At 39.4% G+C, this 19,564-nt stretch carries 13 protein-coding genes and 1 pseudogene; 7 read left to right on the top strand and 7 right to left on the bottom strand.

Annotation, left to right across the window (positions count from 1 at the left end):
* Positions 1–21 precede the first annotated feature (21 nt).
* Together ggt and VB715_RS07300 are read right to left on the bottom strand one after the other, a co-directional pair.
* A complete protein-coding gene (gene ggt, locus VB715_RS07305; RefSeq protein ID WP_323300527.1) occupies positions 22–1,749 on the bottom strand; it encodes a gamma-glutamyltransferase in 1,728 nt (575 codons plus the stop codon).
* 13 nt (positions 1,750–1,762) lie between these two features.
* Positions 1,763–4,132, bottom strand: coding sequence for a bifunctional serine/threonine-protein kinase/ABC transporter substrate-binding protein (locus VB715_RS07300; protein ID WP_323300526.1), 2,370 nt, complete (start codon positions 4,130–4,132; stop codon positions 1,763–1,765).
* A gap of 342 nt (positions 4,133–4,474) precedes the next feature.
* Here VB715_RS07300 and VB715_RS07295 point away from each other — a divergent pair, with 342 nt between their 5' ends.
* Positions 4,475–5,788: a sorbosone dehydrogenase family protein gene (locus VB715_RS07295; RefSeq protein WP_323300525.1), complete on the top strand. Its 1,314-nt coding sequence runs from the start codon at positions 4,475–4,477 to the stop codon at positions 5,786–5,788.
* A 19-nt stretch (positions 5,789–5,807) separates the two neighbouring features.
* Here VB715_RS07295 and VB715_RS07290 read toward each other — a convergent pair whose 3' ends face one another.
* Positions 5,808–6,974, bottom strand: coding sequence for a pyridoxal phosphate-dependent aminotransferase (locus tag VB715_RS07290; RefSeq protein ID WP_323300524.1), 1,167 nt, complete (start codon positions 6,972–6,974; stop codon positions 5,808–5,810).
* Positions 6,975–7,037: 63 nt separating this feature from the next.
* Here VB715_RS07290 and VB715_RS07285 point away from each other — a divergent pair, with 63 nt between their 5' ends.
* Positions 7,038–8,510: a bifunctional metallophosphatase/5'-nucleotidase gene (locus VB715_RS07285; protein ID WP_323300523.1), complete on the top strand. Its 1,473-nt coding sequence runs from the start codon at positions 7,038–7,040 to the stop codon at positions 8,508–8,510.
* Positions 8,511–8,767: 257 nt separating this feature from the next.
* Here the strand turns inward: VB715_RS07285 and VB715_RS07280 are convergent, their stop codons facing one another.
* On the bottom strand, positions 8,768–8,929 hold the full coding sequence (locus VB715_RS07280) for a hypothetical protein (protein ID WP_323300522.1): 162 nt from the start codon (positions 8,927–8,929) through the stop codon (positions 8,768–8,770).
* A 116-nt stretch (positions 8,930–9,045) separates the two neighbouring features.
* Between VB715_RS07280 and VB715_RS07275 the strand changes: the two genes are divergently transcribed.
* Positions 9,046–9,453: a hypothetical protein gene (locus VB715_RS07275; RefSeq protein ID WP_323300521.1), complete on the top strand. Its 408-nt coding sequence runs from the start codon at positions 9,046–9,048 to the stop codon at positions 9,451–9,453.
* Positions 9,454–9,557: 104 nt separating this feature from the next.
* Here VB715_RS07275 and VB715_RS07270 read toward each other — a convergent pair whose 3' ends face one another.
* From VB715_RS07270 to ldpA, 3 genes are all read right to left on the bottom strand, one after another.
* Complete coding sequence (locus tag VB715_RS07270) at positions 9,558–10,043, bottom strand: hypothetical protein (protein ID WP_323300520.1); 486 nt, start codon at positions 10,041–10,043, stop codon at positions 9,558–9,560.
* Between the two features lie 153 nt (positions 10,044–10,196).
* Complete coding sequence (locus VB715_RS07265) at positions 10,197–12,023, bottom strand: R3H domain-containing nucleic acid-binding protein (RefSeq protein ID WP_416336911.1); 1,827 nt, start codon at positions 12,021–12,023, stop codon at positions 10,197–10,199.
* 112 nt (positions 12,024–12,135) lie between these two features.
* The gene (ldpA, locus tag VB715_RS07260) at positions 12,136–13,236 is read right to left on the bottom strand and encodes a circadian clock protein LdpA (protein WP_323300519.1); all 1,101 of its coding nucleotides are present in this window, start codon (positions 13,234–13,236) and stop codon (positions 12,136–12,138) included.
* A 248-nt stretch (positions 13,237–13,484) separates the two neighbouring features.
* On the opposite strand from ldpA, the gene VB715_RS07255 reads away from it, so the two are divergent.
* The 4 genes and pseudogenes from VB715_RS07255 (at position 13,485) to VB715_RS07240 (ending at position 19,544) form a co-directional block, all read left to right on the top strand.
* Positions 13,485–14,045 carry a COP23 domain-containing protein gene (locus VB715_RS07255; RefSeq protein WP_323300518.1) on the top strand — a complete coding sequence of 187 codons (561 nt, stop codon included), beginning with the start codon at positions 13,485–13,487 and terminating at the stop codon, positions 14,043–14,045.
* A gap of 62 nt (positions 14,046–14,107) precedes the next feature.
* The gene (locus tag VB715_RS07250; RefSeq protein ID WP_323300517.1) at positions 14,108–15,340 is read left to right on the top strand and encodes a GUN4 domain-containing protein; all 1,233 of its coding nucleotides are present in this window, start codon (positions 14,108–14,110) and stop codon (positions 15,338–15,340) included.
* A gap of 37 nt (positions 15,341–15,377) precedes the next feature.
* Positions 15,378–16,002, top strand: a pseudogene (locus VB715_RS07245) (type ISP restriction/modification enzyme); the annotation flags it as partial.
* A 353-nt stretch (positions 16,003–16,355) separates the two neighbouring features.
* Positions 16,356–19,544, top strand: a complete 3,189-nt coding sequence (locus VB715_RS07240) for a peptidase C14 (RefSeq protein ID WP_323300516.1) — start codon at positions 16,356–16,358, stop codon at positions 19,542–19,544.
* Positions 19,545–19,564: the final 20 nt, after the last annotated feature.

Below are 19,564 nucleotides of genomic sequence, written 5' to 3'. Positions count from 1 at the left end.
GCAATTGGGGGAGATAAACCCTTAATAACCAAGGGTTAATGCCCCTGTTCTTCGCGGGTCAGAAGCCCCATAAAATTGACCTTTTTCGTAGATAATACTTTGGGTACTTCCCATAGCAAAACTGTTCTCAATTATATGTCTTTTTGCTTCCAATAATTTAATGGTATCAACGCTAAGTCCCCTTTCTACTAAAATTTTATCGGGAAACCATTGATGATGAATTCGGGTTGCATTAGTGGCTTCAGCAATATTCATTTGATGATCAATAACATTCATAATAATTTGTAAGGTAGTAGTAATAATACGACTTCCTCCTGGACTTCCTGTCACTAACCAAGGTTTTCCTTCTTTCATTACAATAGTGGGAGTCATGGAACTTAGCATTCGTTTTTCAGGAGCAATATTATTGTTTTCTCCTCCTAAGAGTTGATAAGAATTAGGAACTCCTGGTTGAGCCGTAAAATCATCCATTTCATTGTTTAATAAAATGCCTGTTCCTGGGACAGTTAAACCACTGCCATAACTAAAGTTTAAGGTGTAAGTATTAGAGACTGCATTGCCATAACTATCCATGATAGAATAGTGAGTTGTTTGTATACTTTCATTCCCTTCAAAAGCGGGTTGAGGCATGATATTTTGACTGGGTGTTGCTTGATTTAAATTAATTTTTTTTGCAATTTGATTAGCATAATTTTTAGAAATCGAACGAAAAATGGGAACTTCTATAAAATCCGTATCTCCCATAAATTTAAACCTATCTGCATAAGCATATTTCATGGTTTCAACCATTAAATGTAAAGTGGATGAACTATTATGACCTAAAGACTGAATGGGAAAATTTTCTAAGATATTCAACATTTGTACTAAATGGACTCCCCCTGAACTTGGTGGAGGCATAGAATAGATTTTATACCCTCGATAATTTCCCTCAATAGGTTCTCTAATAATAGGTTTATATTTCTTTAAATCTTCCTCGGTAATTAAGCCATTATTAGCTTCCATATCAGCAATAATTTTATCAGCAATTTCTCCTTGATAAAAAGCATTTTTTCCTTGTTTTGCAATGAGTTTAAGACTATTAGCTAAATCTTTTTGTTGCAAAACTTCTCCCATTTCATAGGGACTACCATCAGCTTTATAAAAAATCGCCATACTGGAACTAGATTTTTGTAGTTGTTTTTTAGCAAAGAGTAGGGAATTATACAAATCTTCATCAACTATTATGCCATTTTCTGCTAGTTCAATCCCAGGTTTTAAAGCTCTTTCTAAAGAAATTGTTCCATATTTTTCTAAGGCCATAGCTAAGCCCGCAACTGTGCCTGGAACCCCTACAGCTTGATGACTAAATCTAATTTTTTGTTGATTAACTTGTCCATTTTCATCAAGAAACATATCAGAAGTAGCGGCGAGAGGAGCTTTTTCTCGATAGTCTAAGGCAATAGTTTTTTGTTGATTTCCTAAATGAATTAACATAAATCCACCCCCCCCTAAATTACCAGCACGAGGCAAAGTTACCGCTAAAGTAAAGCCGATGGTTACTGCTGCATCTATGGCATTTCCTCCTTCTTTTAAGACTTCTAAACCGGCCTGGGTAGCTAAGTCTTCCTGAGAAGAAACCATGCCATTTTTGCTAATAACGGGATGAAAAATTGCTTGAGAATCATAAATAGGAACATCTTGAGATTTAACCTCAGTAATGGTAAGATTAAAACAAAAGATAATGGTAAAAATTTGGGTAGTTTTTTTCATATTTTAATAATAATTAATAACAGTCTAATCCTGCTTCTTCTGCTGATTTATATTGAATAGGAATGTACATATAGCCATAAGGAGAACATTTTGTCGGAACCACTCTGACTAATTGTACCACAGCTTCATGGCGATCTCCACTTAATTCAAAGGTTATTTTTCCCGTAGCTCCTTCCGTTTCAAAATAAGGACTTTTTACCGTCCTAAACATTAGTTCTCGCCGAATTGTTGGGTCAAAAATTGCTTGGATTTTCTGTCTAAAATCCAGAGATGATTGATTTTCTAAGGCAGTCGCTAACACCTTTGCTGCATCATAGGCCATTGCCGTTCGAGAACTAACTGTTCCCTCCCATAACTTTTTTCCTTCTGCCAAAAATACCTGATTAGAATTTGCTAAATAGTGCCAAGAAATGGCAACAATAATATCTTTAGCTGTACCCCTTTCTTGTAAAACATCTGTTGTGTATAAACTATCACCCCCGACCATCAAATACTTTCCTTGATTGGCACGAATTACTTTTAAAGCATTAGAAAAAGCATAAGGGTTTGATTTAGCATCAGGAAATAAAACTAAACTGGTTGCCCCACGATTTTCTCCTTGACGAATTGCCGCAGCCGCGTCAAAGATAGGTTTTGATAAATCAAATTGTTTAACAACCTGTCCCCCTTGTTCATCAAAACTGATTAAAAAACGTTCATGGAGGGAACGACTATAAGCACTATTAGGATTATAAAAAACCACCACTTTTTGTCGTCGGGCAGTTTGGGCAAGATAACGGGCTAAACGCTCTGCATTAAGACTATCTTGGGGAATCGTCCGAAAAAATCGGGAATTGTCTTGCGCTAAGGTTTGGGCGGTACTGGTGGGGGAAATAACGACTAAATGGTTGAGATCGTAAGTTGGTAAGGCAGCGCGGGTATTATCGCTGGTATAGTGACCAACAACCCCTAAAATTTCCCCTTGACTCCCCATTTTGCCAGCAATTTCTTTGGCGCGATCAAGATCATTATAATCATCCGCAATGACAACCCGTAACCCATGACCTTTAATCCTGCGATCGCGGTTAATTTCTGTTTGCAGTTGGGCCACACCCCGCAAAATTTCTTTGCCTGAGTCTCCCCCGTCAGAGGGGTTGCCCAAGGGAACGGCGACGGCGATAGTATAAAAGGGAATTTTTTGGGCTTTTAATTGGGCATTATTCCAATAAATGAGGGTTTCTGGATCATTAGGGTCTTTTTGTCGGGCTTTTTCTAACCAGGCGACTCCTTCCTCATAGCGTCTTTGACGATAAGCTTTTACTCCTTCTTGTTTTTCGGGTAAAGCAACGGTTCTGATTAAAATTTCTTCCCCACAACTGAGATCATCTCCTGTGGTGAGGGGACAGGTTTTGGGAATGACTTGACTGACAACCCAAACGCCGAAAATCATCAAAGCGGAGCCAACCCCTACCCAGACTTGGGTGGGGAATTTTTTGTCCTTGGGAGGAGATAGCCTCGGTTTGGGGCGTTTTTTGCAGAATTTTCCGGTGACTGAGAGGGAATGTAAGTCTTCTAGGGCTTCAATGGCTGAATAATAGCGATCGCTGAACATATAGCGTACCATTTTGTTGAGAATCCGTTCTAAGTCGGGATTAACCTCAATCATGGGATGTTCTGGGGAAGAATAACGCCAAATCACATCCCCTGTGTGGGGATCGCTGGGGAGGGTTCTGGGATGTAACCCTGTCAAGGCTTGAATCCCAATCATGCCCAAGGCGTAAAGATCGCTATTTAATTGGGGTTTCCCGCTTTGTTGTTCGGCGGCCATATAACCTGGGGTGCCGATTGTTTGGGTAAAGTTGCCTGTCTCAGAAGCGGTGATCGCCATGCTATTAAGTTCTTTGACAGCACCAAAATCGATGAGGAAAATTTTACCGTCTTTTTTCCGTCGTCTCAGGTTTGAGGGTTTGATGTCTCGATGGATAATGTGTTGTTGATGGACAAAGACTAAGATTTCTAGAACATCTTGTAAAAATTTAATGACTTCTGCTTCACTTAAGGGTAATGATCCTGGCCCGACTTCTTCAGAAAGATCGTGGCCTTCAATATATTCTTGAATTAAAAAAAAGTTACCCTCATCAGCAAAATAATCAAAAAGTTCGGGAATTTGGGGGTGTTTTCCCAAGATTGAGAGGGTTTTTCCTTCTCGGATAAATCTTTTCTTGATTTCTTGTAAAACACGCGGATCAGATGACAGGGGTGCAATAATTTCCTTGACAACACGCAGGGGATGGCCCGATTGTCTGATATCTTTTGCTTTATAAGTTTTACCGAATCCGCCTTTTCCAATCTGATCAATAATTTTGTATCGGTTGCGTAGAATATCCCCTGGATTCAAACACATGGCTCTTCCTAGCTGATGAGGTGACGAGGTTATGTTACAGTTAAAGCTGACTCATCATTTTTTTAAATACGGTGTTTAACTAAATCATATTTAAAATATGGGTCTTTGATTTAAGGTAGACAAAGGCTTATTTTTAAGTTTAAGTCGAGTTAATCTGATTTTACCAGACCTTTGTCTGAAAGCTTCTCTCTGATTTTTAAAATACCATTGTCGAAATTATTAACGTTGTTTTTTCTAGGGGTTTACTGTTGTTATCATAAGCCTTGAAAAAAAATAAATAGCTTCGGAGTACCGGAATATTTACTGAAATTTATTTGTTTATCTTCATGGATTTTGTTGACAATGAATTATTCTAAATGCCTCGTTTATATGATAATTCTTTTTAGTTCTGCTTGTCAATCAAAAACTGTCTCTTTTAATAATTCATCAGAAAAACCCGACAAGGATGTTCTGCCCAAACCCAAAATCTCGATTAATATCCAATCTTTAAAAACCCAACCAATTGAAATTAAGATCGAGAATTTGCCGCCACCTTTTGCAAGCAATAGTGCCTCAAAACCTCCTCAAGTGATTCCCATACCTTCTCAACCTATTTTACAGGTTGCTGATGGCTTTAAAATCAATGTATTTGCTGATAATTTAGATCATCCTCGTTGGTTAGCTTTAACCCCCAATGGAGAGGTTTTAGTGACCGAAACTCGTCAGAATCAAATTCGTTTACTCAAGGATATTAATAGGGATGGGGTGGCGGATGATTATCAAACTTTTGCTAAGACAGAAAATGGCTTAGATATTCCTTTTGGAATGGCCTTTACTGACGAATATTTCTTTTTAGGAAATCATAATGCTGTCCGTCGTTATACCTATCAAAAAGGCCAAAAAAAATTACAAGGAAAAGGTGATGTAATTATCAAGCTTCCTGGGGGGGGTTATCGACAACATTGGACAAGAAATATCATAGTTTCACCGGATAACAATAAGTTATATGTTTCTATCGGTTCAAAAACCAATGTTGATGTCGAAAAATTACCTCGCGCTTCGGTACAAATGATGAATTTAGATGGTTCTAATCAAGAAACATTTGCTGCTGGTTTAAGAAATCCTGTGGGGTTAGATTTTCAGCCAATTACTCAGGAACTTTATACCACTGTTAATGAAAGAGATGGGTTAGGAGATGATTTAGTTCCCGACTATTTTACCCGTATTCAAAAAGGAGAATTTTATGGTTGGCCGTTTGCTTATTTAAGTCCTCGATTTTTAGATCCTCGACAACAAATTAATGGTCAAAGTTCTAACCCTGAATTAGCAGCTAAAACCCAAACTCCTGATGTTTTATTTCAATCTCATTCTGCGGCATTAGGCTTAAAATTTTATACAGGTAAAACTTTTCCTAAAAAGTACCAGAATGGGGCATTTGTTGCCTTTAGAGGTTCATGGAATCGTAACCAAGGAACGGGATATAAATTGGTCTTTATTCCCTTTGATGAAAACTCTCGTCCTAGGGGATATTATGAAGATTTTATCACAGGTTTTTTAGAAGATTCTTCTATTCCTTCTACTTGGGGTCGTCCCGTAGGATTATTAGTTTTACCTGATGGTAGTTTATTGTTTACAGAAGAAGCTAATGGGCGAATTTATCGCATTCAATATGAGTAGAAAAAAAATCATAATTGGTTTAACTGACAAGATTTCTTAATCCCTTTACTAATCTTTTAATTCCTTCTGTTGCTATTTCTTTTTGTAATGAACCATAAGCAATGCGTAAATAACAGCCCTCTTTCATGCCAAATGTTCCCCCAGGAAGAACAGCAATTTGATACTTTTCTATTAATTGTTTAACCAATTCAAAATCATTCATTTTTGTCTGAACTTTAACAAAGAAATAAAACGCGCCATCAGCAGGAATAATGGTACAAATATCTTTTAATTTATTCAAAGACTGAATGAAAATTTCTCTAACTTCATTAATTTCTGACAAATATTGATGACAATAAGCTTTACCTACATTTAACGCCCCTAATGCTGCATATTGAGAGATAACAGGAGGACAAATTAAGATAGTATCTTGTATTTTTTTTACTCCATCTAATAAATGTTTAGGCATTACCATATAACCAATACGCCAACTGGCAAACCCATAAGCTTTTGATAAACTATAGAGGGAAATTGTGTGATTTTCACTGCCGATAATTGAAGCAGGAGAAAAATGTTTGACCCCATTATAAGTAAAGTATTCATAAGCTTCATCAGAAATATGATAAATACCTTTTTCTTGACAGAGTTGATTGACTTCTCTTAAGCTTGATTCAGAATAAACGACTCCTGTCGGATTATTAGGAGAAATGGTCACAACTGCGCGAATTTTGGCAGTAATTGCTGCTTCAATTGCTTTCAAATTAAGTTGATAATTGTCATCAGTATTAACCAAAATGGGCTGACAATTAGCCATAGTAATGGCCATTTCATGGTTAAAATAATAGGGAGTATTCAGAATAATTTCATCTCCTGCATTCGTGATGGCTAAAAGTGCATTAATAAAAGCCATATTTCCCCCCGCAGTGACCAAAATAGCATGGTCATCACTGACAATAATTTGATTATCTTCTGCTAATTTATTAACAATACAGTTAATTAAAGAATTAATTCCTTGAACTGACTTATATTGATGATTATGGGAATTACTTAAAAAGTGATTAATTCCTTCAATTGCTGCTGGTGGAGGAGCATAATAAACCACTCCTTGTCCTAAAGAAATCGTTCCTTTATTTTCCCTAATTAGTTGACCAACAATAGGAATTATAGGAGACTGTACCCCATCCATACGGGAAGAAAAATTGTTCATTTGTGGTCATTCAAGTTGTATAATGTCAATATTAATTGTACTTTGATTTGTTCTATTAATATCATGTCAAAAATCTTAAGTTTATTATTTGCTTTTATGCTTCTCAGTTATGGTAATCCCGCTTTAGCAGAAATTGTCAATATTACCTTATTACAATTAAATGATGTCTATGAAATTGAGCCAATTTCTGGGGGAAAAGTCGGGGGACTAGCGCGAGTTGCTACTATTAGAAAAGAACTGATTCAAGCTAATCCTAACACCTATACAATTTTAGCGGGAGATTTTGTAAGTCCCTCCGCTTTAGGAACAGCAAGAATTAATAATCAACCCCTTGCTGGTCAACAAATGATCGCAGTATTAAATGCCATGGGATTAGATTTTGCTACCTTTGGTAATCATGAATTTGATATTAAGTTAGAGCAGTTATTAGAGAGAATTAAAGAGTCAAAATTTACTTGGATTTCTGGTAATGTTTTGACAGCAGAAAAGAAACCTTTTCCTGATGTTCTTCCCTATAAAATCATTACAGTAACTCGAAAGGAAGGAAACCCAGTTAAAATTGGCTTAATTGGTGTAACTCTTGATAGTAACCCAGTGAATTATGTTACTTATAATGATCCCATTGAAACAGCAAAACAACAGGTTTCACAACTTAAAGATAAAGTAGATATTATTGTTGCTATTACTCATCTTTCTTTAGCACAGGATCAAAAATTAGCTGAGACAATACCTGAAATTGATATCATTTTGGGAGGCCATGAACATGAAAATATTCAACAATGGAGAGGCTCAGATTTTACTCCCGTATTCAAAGCAGATGCTAACGCAAAAACCGTTTATATTCATCAATTAAATTATGATACAGATAATGATAAACTTAGCATTAATTCTCAGATAAAACCTGTAACTGATTCTATTATTGAGGAAGAAAAAACCGCAAAAGTTGCCCAAGAATGGCGGGAAAAAGGGTTTAAAGCTTTTCGGGATAATGGATTTGAACCAGAAGAAGTGATCGCCAAAACGACCGTAGAATTAGATGGTTTAGAAAGTAGTGTCCGTAATCATTCTACAGATTTAACTGATTTAATTAGTCAAGCTATGTTAACCACTGTAGAAACGGCTGATTTATCCATATTTAATGGGGGTTCAATTCGTATTGATGATGTACTTCCCCCAGGAAATATTAGTCAATATGATATTATCCGTATCTTACCTTTTGGGGGACAAATTGTATCCGTAGATATGAAAGGAAGTCTCATTAAACAAGTTTTAGAGCAAGGGATTATGAATAAAGGATCAGGGGGATTTTTACAGCATGGGAATGTTACCTTAAATCAAAATACTTGGTATATTAAAGGAGAACCGATCAACTTAGAAAAAATTTATCGAGTAGCGATTACTGATTTTTTAATGACAGGTAAAGAAATCGGGTTAGATTATTTAACTTATGATAATCCCGATGTTAAACTAATTGAAGAAAAAGGAGATATTCGGTTTACATTAATTAATCAATTGAAAAATCACAATGCTCAATAAATTGTCAACATAATCATAATTTTAGGCTCTACCGAACCTGCATAGGCTCAAACCCTTAAGGGTTAAGCTATACAGACAAAACCCGCCTACGCGGGTTCAATTTAGTCTCCGAAGGGAGACTTGGTTTCTATAGTATCAGGCTTCAGTCTGTATGTAGGTGTTGATTTAGCATAAAAAGTTCGGTATAACCAAATTTTATTAGTCATTAATTATGATTTTTGTAGGGGCTTAATATTATTAATTCTCTATGACTTATTTCAATGAGTGAAGTCGGGAACAAGACGAAAAAGTAAGGTTAATAAAGCGGTTGCTACAGCCACAACAATTGGTACAATCAAGGAACGAAAACCCTGTAAGTCAGGAATAGCCTTAACCATCGTAGCTTGTTCAGTTTCTACCTTTTCAAGTCGCTTGTCCATACCGCCCACTTTTTCGGTTAAAGTCGCCTGTCCTACTTTTAAGTCTGTAACGTCTTTTTGAAGGGTGTCTAGTTTGTTCTCAAGGCGTTTCAGAAATTAATGTAGAGGCAAAAGCAATGACTAATACAGATAGTAGCAAAAATATCACTATCAGAGATATTAATAACTCTGGTGTTTTAAACTTAGGAGAAATTATCGGAGATGTGAATAATACTATTAATCAAATTCCTGAAAATAATGATCAGAAAAATGATGAATTAAAAACCTTATTACAAGAATTAATGAAAGCCATTGAAAGCGAAAATGAGCTTGATGATGAGGAGAAAGCAGAGGCAGCAAATAAAGTTAAAACGATTGCTGAAGCGAGTCAAAAACCCGATGATCAAGGGTTACAAAAGAAAGCAACCCGCGCCGTTAATCTATTAGAAACCCTTGCCAAAGGATTAGAACCTGCCACGAAATTAGCTACAGCTTGTAAGATAATATTGCCTCAAATTATTACATTTTTAGGAATAACTCTTTAGATGTCAAACCTAGGGGTTAACGGCCGTTAACCCCTACAACAAGATTTGGTTAGAATATAGTGTAATCCTTCTGAGGTAAATAAATGAAAATTCAGATAACTTAATTATTCAGTTTCTAACATAGCCAACAAACTCATTAACTTGGCTTTAACTGACTCATGAGTGTATTCATCATCGGGATGAGGTAATTGTCCTGGTGATTGAAAATAAGGGCGTTCATTATACAATTGTCCCCACTTAAAATCCACTTGTTTAACCAATTCATATAATAATTCTCGATTCTCTATAATTTTAGTAAGCATCTGACGCAAGGCAAGTTTAGGTGTGTTTAAATACTGACTAACGCCAGCTTCATCAGTCGTTACCCAAGTTTGTAAAATCCTTTGTAATGCCCCCGAAGAATCTTGAAGATTTTGGGCAATAAACTGATTAATTTCTGTTGTCGCTTGTAATAATTTAGGAACAGGGGACTCTCCTTTCAAAAAGTCACCCCCTTCCCGACCGATTACCTCAGCTAAGGAGAATTTTCTGCCCGCCAAGATTTCTTGTTGAATTTCTCGATTTCTTTCTGATTCATTATTAGAATTCATGGTTTTTAAAGTTTCCTTCTCAATTATTTTCTATTTCTAGGATAATCTTTTCTGAAAGATGAGCGACTCAATTTTGATAAAAATTAATCCTGATTACAGCATAAAAAATAGGTAGACTATGATTAGCCTACCTCTAAAAATTTTGTTTAAAAGCTAAGCCGGATAAATCCTTAATCTGCGGTTAGGTTCCTCCCCAAAACTATCAGATTGTAAATGATAATGTTCCACTAATTCATGCTGCATTTTTCGGACTTTAGGCGATCGCGGTAACAACTCCACAGGTTGACCTTTCGGCAGTACAATTTGTTCAACTGCGAGTCTGGCCTCCTCCAAAGCATCCAACTCATCATCATTACCCCCACGGGTAAACAAGCGTAAATCTGCCGTTTCCGGGACTTTCGCCTCATCCATGCCTAACAACCGTTGCAAAGTACGAGTAATTTGGGGGATTGTGTTAGATTTAACCCCATGAATTGGAATTTGGCGCACCTTAGCCATTTGACGTAACTTAGGTTGATTTTTGAGGTGAGAACGCAAAGCGATCACCACATCCGCATTATCAAGATCCTTCGTTAAGACAATCGGTAAATTGAGAATTTCCACCACCTGTTCCAACTGCGATCGCCCGATACCATAGGGATAGATATAGACAGGAAAATCTTCCCCGTTGGGGCCCGGAACCCTTACCTTATCCCCTTTATCCTCCGGTTGACACCAAGACGCTTCTAAAAGACGGTCAAACTCCGAAGCAGAAGTCAGACCCGCGCCTTTTTTTGGGCTAAAAGGGGCCACCGGGGTCATGCGTCCAGAGGTTCGCCAACCGGTTGGCCGTTCCATCGTTTCCATCAGGCCACGACTAGAAGTCCCTTGAGTCGAGAATGTCTTCGGTTGTTCCTGGGTAATTTGCACTTCCCCATTTTCATCAACCGTTCTCATTTGGGGGTTCGGTTCCCCATTTCTCAAAAGAATATCAATAGTATGGGCCACATCTTCATGAACTACCCACCGTTGACGTTCCAGCATTTCAATCGCAATGTCAAAAGTCGGGGGGGCCTTCCGTTCTAACACGGTTTTCTGTGAACCGCGCCGTCGGGCCTCGTCATCTCCCAATGTTACCGCTTGAATACCTCCGACTAAGTCAGAAAGGGTGGGATTTTTCAGCAAATTTTCGATCCGGTTGCCGTGGGCCGTCCCCACTAACTGTACACCCCGTTCCGCAATAGTTCGGGCCGCCAACGCTTCTAATTCTGTGCCAATTTCATCAATGACGATCACTTCAGGCATATGGTTTTCTACGGCCTCGATCATCACCTGATGCTGTAATTCAGGACGGGCCACCTGCATTCGTCGGGCCCGGCCAATGGCAGGGTGAGGAATGTCCCCATCTCCCGCAATTTCGTTAGAGGTGTCAATAATAACCACCCGTTTGTTAAAATCGTCGGCGAGAACCCTGGCAATTTCCCGCAGGGCGGTGGTTTTTCCCACCCCTGGACGACCTAACAGCAAGAGAGATTTTCCGGTTTCCACTAAATCCCGAATCATGCTGATAGTACCAAAGACGGCCCGGCCCATACGACAGGTTAAGCCAATAATATCCCCACTGCGGTTACGAATAGCACTGATACGGTGTAGGGTTCGTTCAATTCCGGCCCGGTTGTCCCCGCTAAAGGTTCCAACGCCTTTGATACAATGTTGTAAGTCTTCCGCAGAAATGGGGGTTTCGCCGAGATAAACCGCCTCATCAGGAAAACGGGCTTCTGGTAATCTTCCCAAGTCCATTACCACTTCAATTAATTGGTCATGTTTGGGATTTTCTCTGACGTGATGACGAATTGCTAAGGGTAGGATATCTAGCAGTTTATCGAGATCGTCGGTAATCTGCATCCGTTGGGATAAAGCGTTTTGGGGTATTGATGGCACTTTTACTAATAGGGGTAGGTCGGATTGATTTAAAAAAGGATTTGTTTTGGGGTCTAACATAATTGGGATGGCTTCGTCAATGGTTAGGGGTTGCCGAGGCGATTTTTTAGTTGTAGGGGCGGGTTTCTGACAAAAATTAATGATTCTAGCAACAGATTAAATAAACCCGCCTTTATAGGAATCTGTTTACACTGGCCCTTGTCGAAGTATTCCCTTCTTTCAACTGCGAAACCAGAGAATAGGCGGTTTCGACGGCTTGCCAGAGTAATTCGGGGGAATTTTCCAGCCAATTGCTTGTGTTTAAGGACATGGCTTGTCTTTCTAATGTTTCTAACAGGGGAGATAATAAACAACGGCCATAACTTCCATAGGCAATGCCGGCCACAGATTGACTGGTGGTTATCCCATCATTTAAAAGACCCAATTCCTTCAATTTTGGGGCTGTATAATGGTTCGTTCCTCCCGCGACTTGGACATATCCTGGTAAGTTAGCTTTCAGGACTTTTTGGCCTAGTTTGATGGTTGCATGGGTAGTTCCTTGGCCTATGTCTCCACTCATGGGACGACCATCTGTTTGCCAAATTAAGGGACAGGGTAAGGGAGAAATCAGTTCATAGAGGGTTTGTAAATAGTTAATTAACCCTTCACCGTCGGGACAACTAATGGCAATGAGTTTTAATTGAGAAACCCAAGGGAATAATTGTTGCCACAGTTGACTAAATTCTCTTTCTCGGCCTACTTTGGTGTGGATTTCAATGGCATCTATACCCATGGTTTCAATCAGGGACGCGATCGCCGTTGGAGTAATAATATGCGATCGCGTGTCGATCAGCTTGAGGGGACAGATTGGTAAACAACGACCACATCCATAACATCGTCGATCAATCACCCCTTCTTGAGTAATGGCCTGGGCCGGACAGATAGACTCACAGGGCCGGGGACAGTCGGGAGGACAGCTTTCAGGGTTAAAATAGGCTTTGCGAAAGTGGGGATCTTCCCCATCGTTTAAACTGACCATTAACCAGGGTTTATTTATCCCTGGAAACCCCTTGTTTTGAGCAATTTTTCCCCACTGACTAGCCATGTTTATCCCATCTTGGGCAGCAGTAATGACTGCTGGATCGGCGGCCACATCAATGCAGTCTGCACCCGCTAAGGTATAAACAAAGGCCAAACTACGGATGGCTGGCAAGTCTTGGAAACTCGCGCCACAGATCAGCTTAAACCATTGTCCTGCTTTGAGTGACTGCAAGGGAGATAATATATTGCTCACCCCTCTATGCTAATGGTTTCTGTCCCAATTGTGGGGATTTGTTTCTCATGGTTGGTTTATTTTCTTTTTTGCTTAAACATCATTTATGTAGTATATCATAAAACATAAATATTTCTTGGGATTTTTGCTTAAGATCATTCTGGTTGAAATTGTCAATAAGGACAGACCTAAAACTGTCAGTCATTTCTCCCAACTCTACAAAGATTAGGTATATTAAATGAATTGATCGTAAACTATATAAAGCTACGATGATGAAATCCAACTTATTAAGAACAGTTGCCACCCTTGCAGCAACGGCAATTGCAAGTCCTTTTCTGGTAAACTCCTCTACACAGGCAAGAAGTGCAAGTACCAGTTTTGTCTGTGATACTTGGCAGGGTGTCCCTGCTACTGTCGCTGTCACACCGAATAAAGATGATGTCCCTGTGTTACTATGGGGGTCTCAACATTTTAGCGACTCTGGTTATGATCCCCGCACCCGTTGTCAGTTAGTCTCTAATCGTTTTCAATATTTTTATGAGAGTGGGCAATTAAACTATATTACCACTGGACTGATGAACCGGATGCCTGTGGTTTGTGTGACGGATACCTATGGTGGTAGTTGTAATGGATTATTATTTACCTTGAAACCAGGCAGTAACCCTAGCCAAATATTACAAGAGTTAATGGCGGTACGCTTCAGGGAAAAAGGCCCCTTAAATGAAACTTTAGGCCGAGTTTACATCAATTTTCAGGACTATTTAAACAAGGCAAAAACCTCTAATCAAAAATTCGATCCTGAAAATGCTAGACTAATGGGCGATCGCTAGTTATTTACTGCATGAGTCACCGTTTCTCTGGGTACTTGCTGCCTATATTGGGGACAATCGCTATGATGGAAACTGTCCCCATACCCGTTGTCATGGCCTTACCAGCGACTCAAATAAGTCGGGTTGCTAAGGAAATTACGGTCTTAATTGAAGGGCCAGGAAACAACGGCACTGGGGTTATTATTAATAAAAGGGGTAATGCCTACACTCTCTTAACAGCAGGCCATGTGGTTGCTTCTATCCACTCAGGGGAAGAAGCTTATGCCTTAACTCAAGATGGACAGCGACACCAGATAAACACCCGTAATATTTCAATTATCTTAGGGGTAGATCTCGCAATAGTTGAGTTTGTCAGCAACCGTAACTATTCTACGGCAAAATTAGGCAATGGGGAGCGTCTTCTTGAAGGGATGACGGTTTATGTGGCGGGGTTTCCCTTACCTACTGCTGCCATTGACCGGTCTATTTATACTTTTGTTCCTGGAAAGGTAACATCCGCTTCATCTCAGGGGTTAAAGGATGGATATGGGCTAATTTATAACAATAATACCTTACCAGGGATGAGTGGGGGGCCGGTATTGAATGAGCAGGGGGAAGTGGTTGCTATTCATGGTAGGGCTGATACTGCCCAAACCCAAGCAACAGGTTACGATAATATTTATGTTAAAACGGGGCTTAATTTGGGGATTCCTTTAAGTCAGGCTATCTTAGGACAAATTCAACCTACTACCCCGACGCAAACGGCTTTACAACACCCCCCGGAGATTATTATAGACCCCGTGCCTAATTATAGGGTTCCTGTGTCTTCTAGCCTAGTTTCTCAGGCCACTGGGGTTGATTATACCTCGTTACGAGATTTATTGAAAGCCCGTCAATGGGAAAAGGCAGATGCAAGAACTTATGATTTAATAGTAATGGCAGGGGATAGGGATCATTCTGGGGGAATTACAAGTACAGAATTAGAAGATATTGCTTGTGAAGATTTACAAACAATTGATCGACTTTGGTTAGAATATTCTCAAGGAAAATTTGGGTTTAGTGTGCAAAAACGCATCTATGAAACCGTGGGAAATTTTGCTCAAGTTGATGTGAATGCTTATCGTCAATTTGCCCAAATAGTAGGGTGGAAAAAAGCAAGTAATGATAATGGGGGTTATTATTTATATGATGAGCTTAATTTCTCTTTAAATGCGCCATCAGGTCATTTACCGCGTTGGAGTTGGGGGTTAAATATTGCGGTGGTTTATAGTCGAATGTCTTATTTAACTGAGAGATTAAATGAATGTAAGTTGTGAGGAAAGGGAATAGCTTAGTTTGTCGTAAAGACTTTATATAGACAATATAACCGACTGGGGACTAACTCAAATACAAACCAATTATCAAAACAAAACTATCACTAAACTAGACATATTTCATTACACCTATGCAGTCTTACATCACCCTGAATATCGCCAAAAATACGAACTTAACCTTAAACGAGACTTTCCCAGACTTCCCTTATATGACAACTTTTTTCAATGGGTAAACTGGGGACAAAAACTGATGGAATTACATATTAACTATGAAACCATCAACCCTTATCCCCTCAACCGTATTGATATCCCTCCTGTAGAGACGTTTCATGAAACGTCTCTACAAACTACAAAATACCCCAAAACCCAAACTAAAAGCAGATAAAACCCAAGGAAAAATCATCATTGATGAGGTGACAATATTAGAAGGAATACCCCCCATTGCTTGGGAATACAAATTAGGGAACCGTTGCGCTTTAGAATGGGTATTAGATCAATATAAAGAAAAGAAACCCAAAGATAAAACCATTGCTGAAAAATTCAATAATTATCGATTTGCAGATTATAAAGAACAAGTAATTGACTTATTACATAAAGTATGTAATGTTAGTGTTGAAACAATGAAGATTATTAAAGAAATGGAGAACTATTCCAAATACGAGTAATATTGTAAGAATCAAAAGCTAAATCTTTACTTAAAATAGGAACCTCCTCCATTATATTACGCACTGTATCGCTAAGTCGTAAATCGCCCGAAAAAAACCAAATTAAACTATGAGTGTCTAACAAAAATCTCATTTACATATAGTCCTTAAAATCTTCAAATCGATGGTTTTCATAATCCTAATCTAACATAATCTAAAGATAATCCTATCCTAAAAAATCCTGTTAATCCCATTATCCTTAAAAGCCTGATCCATTTGTTGTCCCAAGCAGCTAACATATAAATACATCTCCCGTTGCTCCTCTTGTCATTGACTGAAATGAAAGATAGCCTTTGTTCATTGACCAAGTAACCATGTGGAAAACTCGCCAACCCAACAACCCAGAACAACAAATTAAGCAACTTAATGATGCCCTCATCCAAGCCACCTTAAAAGAAAAAGCAACGCGATCGCAACAACTACTAAGAGTGCGACCCCTAGAAAGTCTCATGTTAGCGATCCAAACTATGGGAGAAAACTTAAACAAACTCCCTCAAAAATTATTACCCACAGTACAAGCAAGCTTAAGAATAGCAATGGAGGAGGCCAGAGAGCAAAATTGTTTATCTGGTCATCAAGGAAAAATCTCCGCAGTAGCTATCAGTCCCGATGGCAATTCTATCATTAGTGGCAGTTGGGATGGAACAATCAGACTCTGGAACCGTCAGGGACAAACAGTTAAATGCTTTCATGGCCATGAAGCAGAAGTAACCGCCCTGGCCTTTAGCCATGACGGAAAATATATAATTAGTGGTAGTCGAGATCGCACCCTGAGAATTTGGGATCACCAAGGAAACCTGATCACTCCCCCCATAGAAGGCCATGACGCAGAAGTAACCGCGATCGCAGTTAGTCCCCAAGGAGATTATCTTGTGAGTGGTAGTAGCGATCGCAGCTTACAATTATGGAACTATCAAGGAGAAGCGATCACCCCTCCCTTGAATGGCCATGATGCAGAAATAACCAGCATTGTAGTCAGTCCCGACGGAGATATAATAATTAGTAGCAGTTGGGATAAAACCCTGAGACTGTGGAACCGACAAGGAAAAGAAATTATTCCCCCTATTGCGGCCCATCAAGAACGCATCGATGCAGTAGCCTTTAGTCCTGATGGTCAATATTTTGTCAGTGGTAGTTGGGACAAAACCCTAAAACTGTGGAACCTGCAAGGACAACAAATCAATGCAGCTATAGAAGGACATGAAGATTATGTCTTAGACGTGGCCATTAGTCCTGATGGAGAGATGATCGCCAGTGGAAGCAGCGATCGCACGATTCGCCTTTGGAACCGTCACGGACAACTGATTTGTTCCCCATTGCTTGGTCATCAAAGTGCTGTGCGTTCCCTGGCCTTCAGTCCCGACGGTAAAACCCTGATTAGTGGGAGTAGCGACCAAACCCTGCGTTTCTGGGATATCCAAGGCCAAAACCTGATCCAAGCAACAGAAAGCAACTATCAAGCGGTTTGGTCAATGGCCATGAGTCCTGACGGCCAAATCTTAGTCAGTAATTGGGGTAATGGGTTCATCCGTCTTTGGAACCCTCAAGGAAAGCCCCTCAGTGACCCGATAAAAGCCCATCATGGGGATGTAACTTGTATTGCCTTTAGTCCCCTAGGAGACAGCTTTGTCACGGGAAGTTGGGATGAAACCATCCGTCTTTGGAACCCCCAAGGAAACCCCCTCAGTGACCCCATAAAAGCCCATGATGGGGATGTTAGCTGTTTGGTTTATAGTCCCCAAGGTGACTATATCGCCAGTGGGGGACGAGATGGCCTGGTTAAACTGTGGAACCCTCAAGGGGAATTATGTCATAACTGTATGATGGGGGAAGAAGTGACAGGGGTGGTGTTTACTCCTGATGGCAAAACCTTGATTAGTAGTGATGCAAGGGGCAATATTTGGCGATGGAAACAAGGAGAGCAATGGTTAGGACAGTCATTTTTGAGTGAGCAAGGCGGGGTTAAGGGGATTACAATTAGTCCTGATGGTGCAATTTTAGTCAGTGGGGGTACAGATGGAACCCTCTGTTTATGGACGCTTCAAGGACAACAACTCCAGTCTATTACCAGTCATGATCATGCTGTTAATGAGGTGGTATTTAGTCCTGATGGTCAATTATTAGTCAGTGGTGGTGCAGATGGTAACGTGCGCTTATGGACAACAGAGGGTGAACCCCTAACCTATCCTCAACCCAACCGAGAGGGGGAAGTGACTTGTTTGATGTTTAGTCCTGATGGTAAATATTTGATCAGTGCTTATTTAGATGGGAAGATTAGAATCGCGGTAGGAGGTTCTTGGAAAACTTGGTTAAAAATTTGTTGCGATCGCCTACAATTTCACCCCAGTATACAACAACCCCGAAGCGAGATTGAACAACAAGCCTCTCTCACCTGTCAGCAGTATTTAGAACAAATAAAGGGGTTAAATAAACCTCAGCAACGGTTACAAACAGCCCCCAAAAAAATAACCCGTCAACCTCGTCCCTCATCAGGGATAAAAATGAGTTCTGTCTTGTTAGGATTTTTGGCTACTTTTTTGATGTTAGGGGTACTGGGCATTACCTTACAATCCCCTTATATTTCTAGTTTATGCAAAATTTTTAATAATTGTGCGAAAGATAAAGAGTTTGAGGCAATTTATAACCAAGCTTTAAATCTAGGGGAAAAAACCATTTTAGACAGGGAAAATGCCAAAGATATCGCCGAATTAAAACAGCACCGTGATCACTTATTAAGGGCTATTAATCAACTCAGTAAGATTCCCCATAATCTTGCTATTTATCCCCAGTCTCAAAAAGCTTCAACCCGCTTTCAAAAACAATTAAATCAACTTGATCAAACCCTTTACCAAGAACAACAAGCTCAGGAACAATTTACAAAAGCATCTCAATTAGCATTAGAAGCTGAGCAACTCATGCAAAATGCTAACACAATGGAAGAATATCAACAAGTAAAACAACAATGGGAAGAAATAGAAAAGCAACTTACGGCCATTTCTTCGGGGGTTTATTTAGGTTCCCAATTACAGGAAAAACTTAAATCTACTAATATTGCTCTTGAAACCGTGAATAACAAAATTAAACAATTAAATGAGCAAATACTTCAAAAACAAAAAGCTGAACAACAATTCAACACAGCAACCCAACTGATTGAAGAAGCAAACCTTCAAACAGAAATAGCGAAAACTATTGCTGAATATAGCCTAGCTCAACGTCAGTGGGAAAAAGCTAGAGAACAACTTAAGCTTATCGATTCTGATGTAGTTTTTCGCCCCCAAATTGAAGCGCAACTATTACAATCTAGCGCAAAAATCCAAGAAATTCAAGCCAAAATTAAACAATTAAGCATTAGTTATCAACCTTCACCTCAACCGCAAACTCCTCCTAGTCCAGAAAGTCCTAAACCGACGACAAAACCAACGACTAACCCTAGCAATAATCTTGAAAACTCTTCTCAACCTGTGACGGTTCCTTCTCCTCCTCCTGGCCCTCCTTTATGGTAGAGTAAGTTAGAAGTTTAATT

The sequence above is a fragment of the Crocosphaera sp. UHCC 0190 genome (assembly GCF_034932065.1).
Classification (GTDB): Bacteria; Cyanobacteriota; Cyanobacteriia; order Cyanobacteriales; family Microcystaceae; genus UHCC-0190.
Note: the sequence above shows the minus strand (reverse complement) of the source record. Positions and strands in the feature narration are given on the sequence as shown.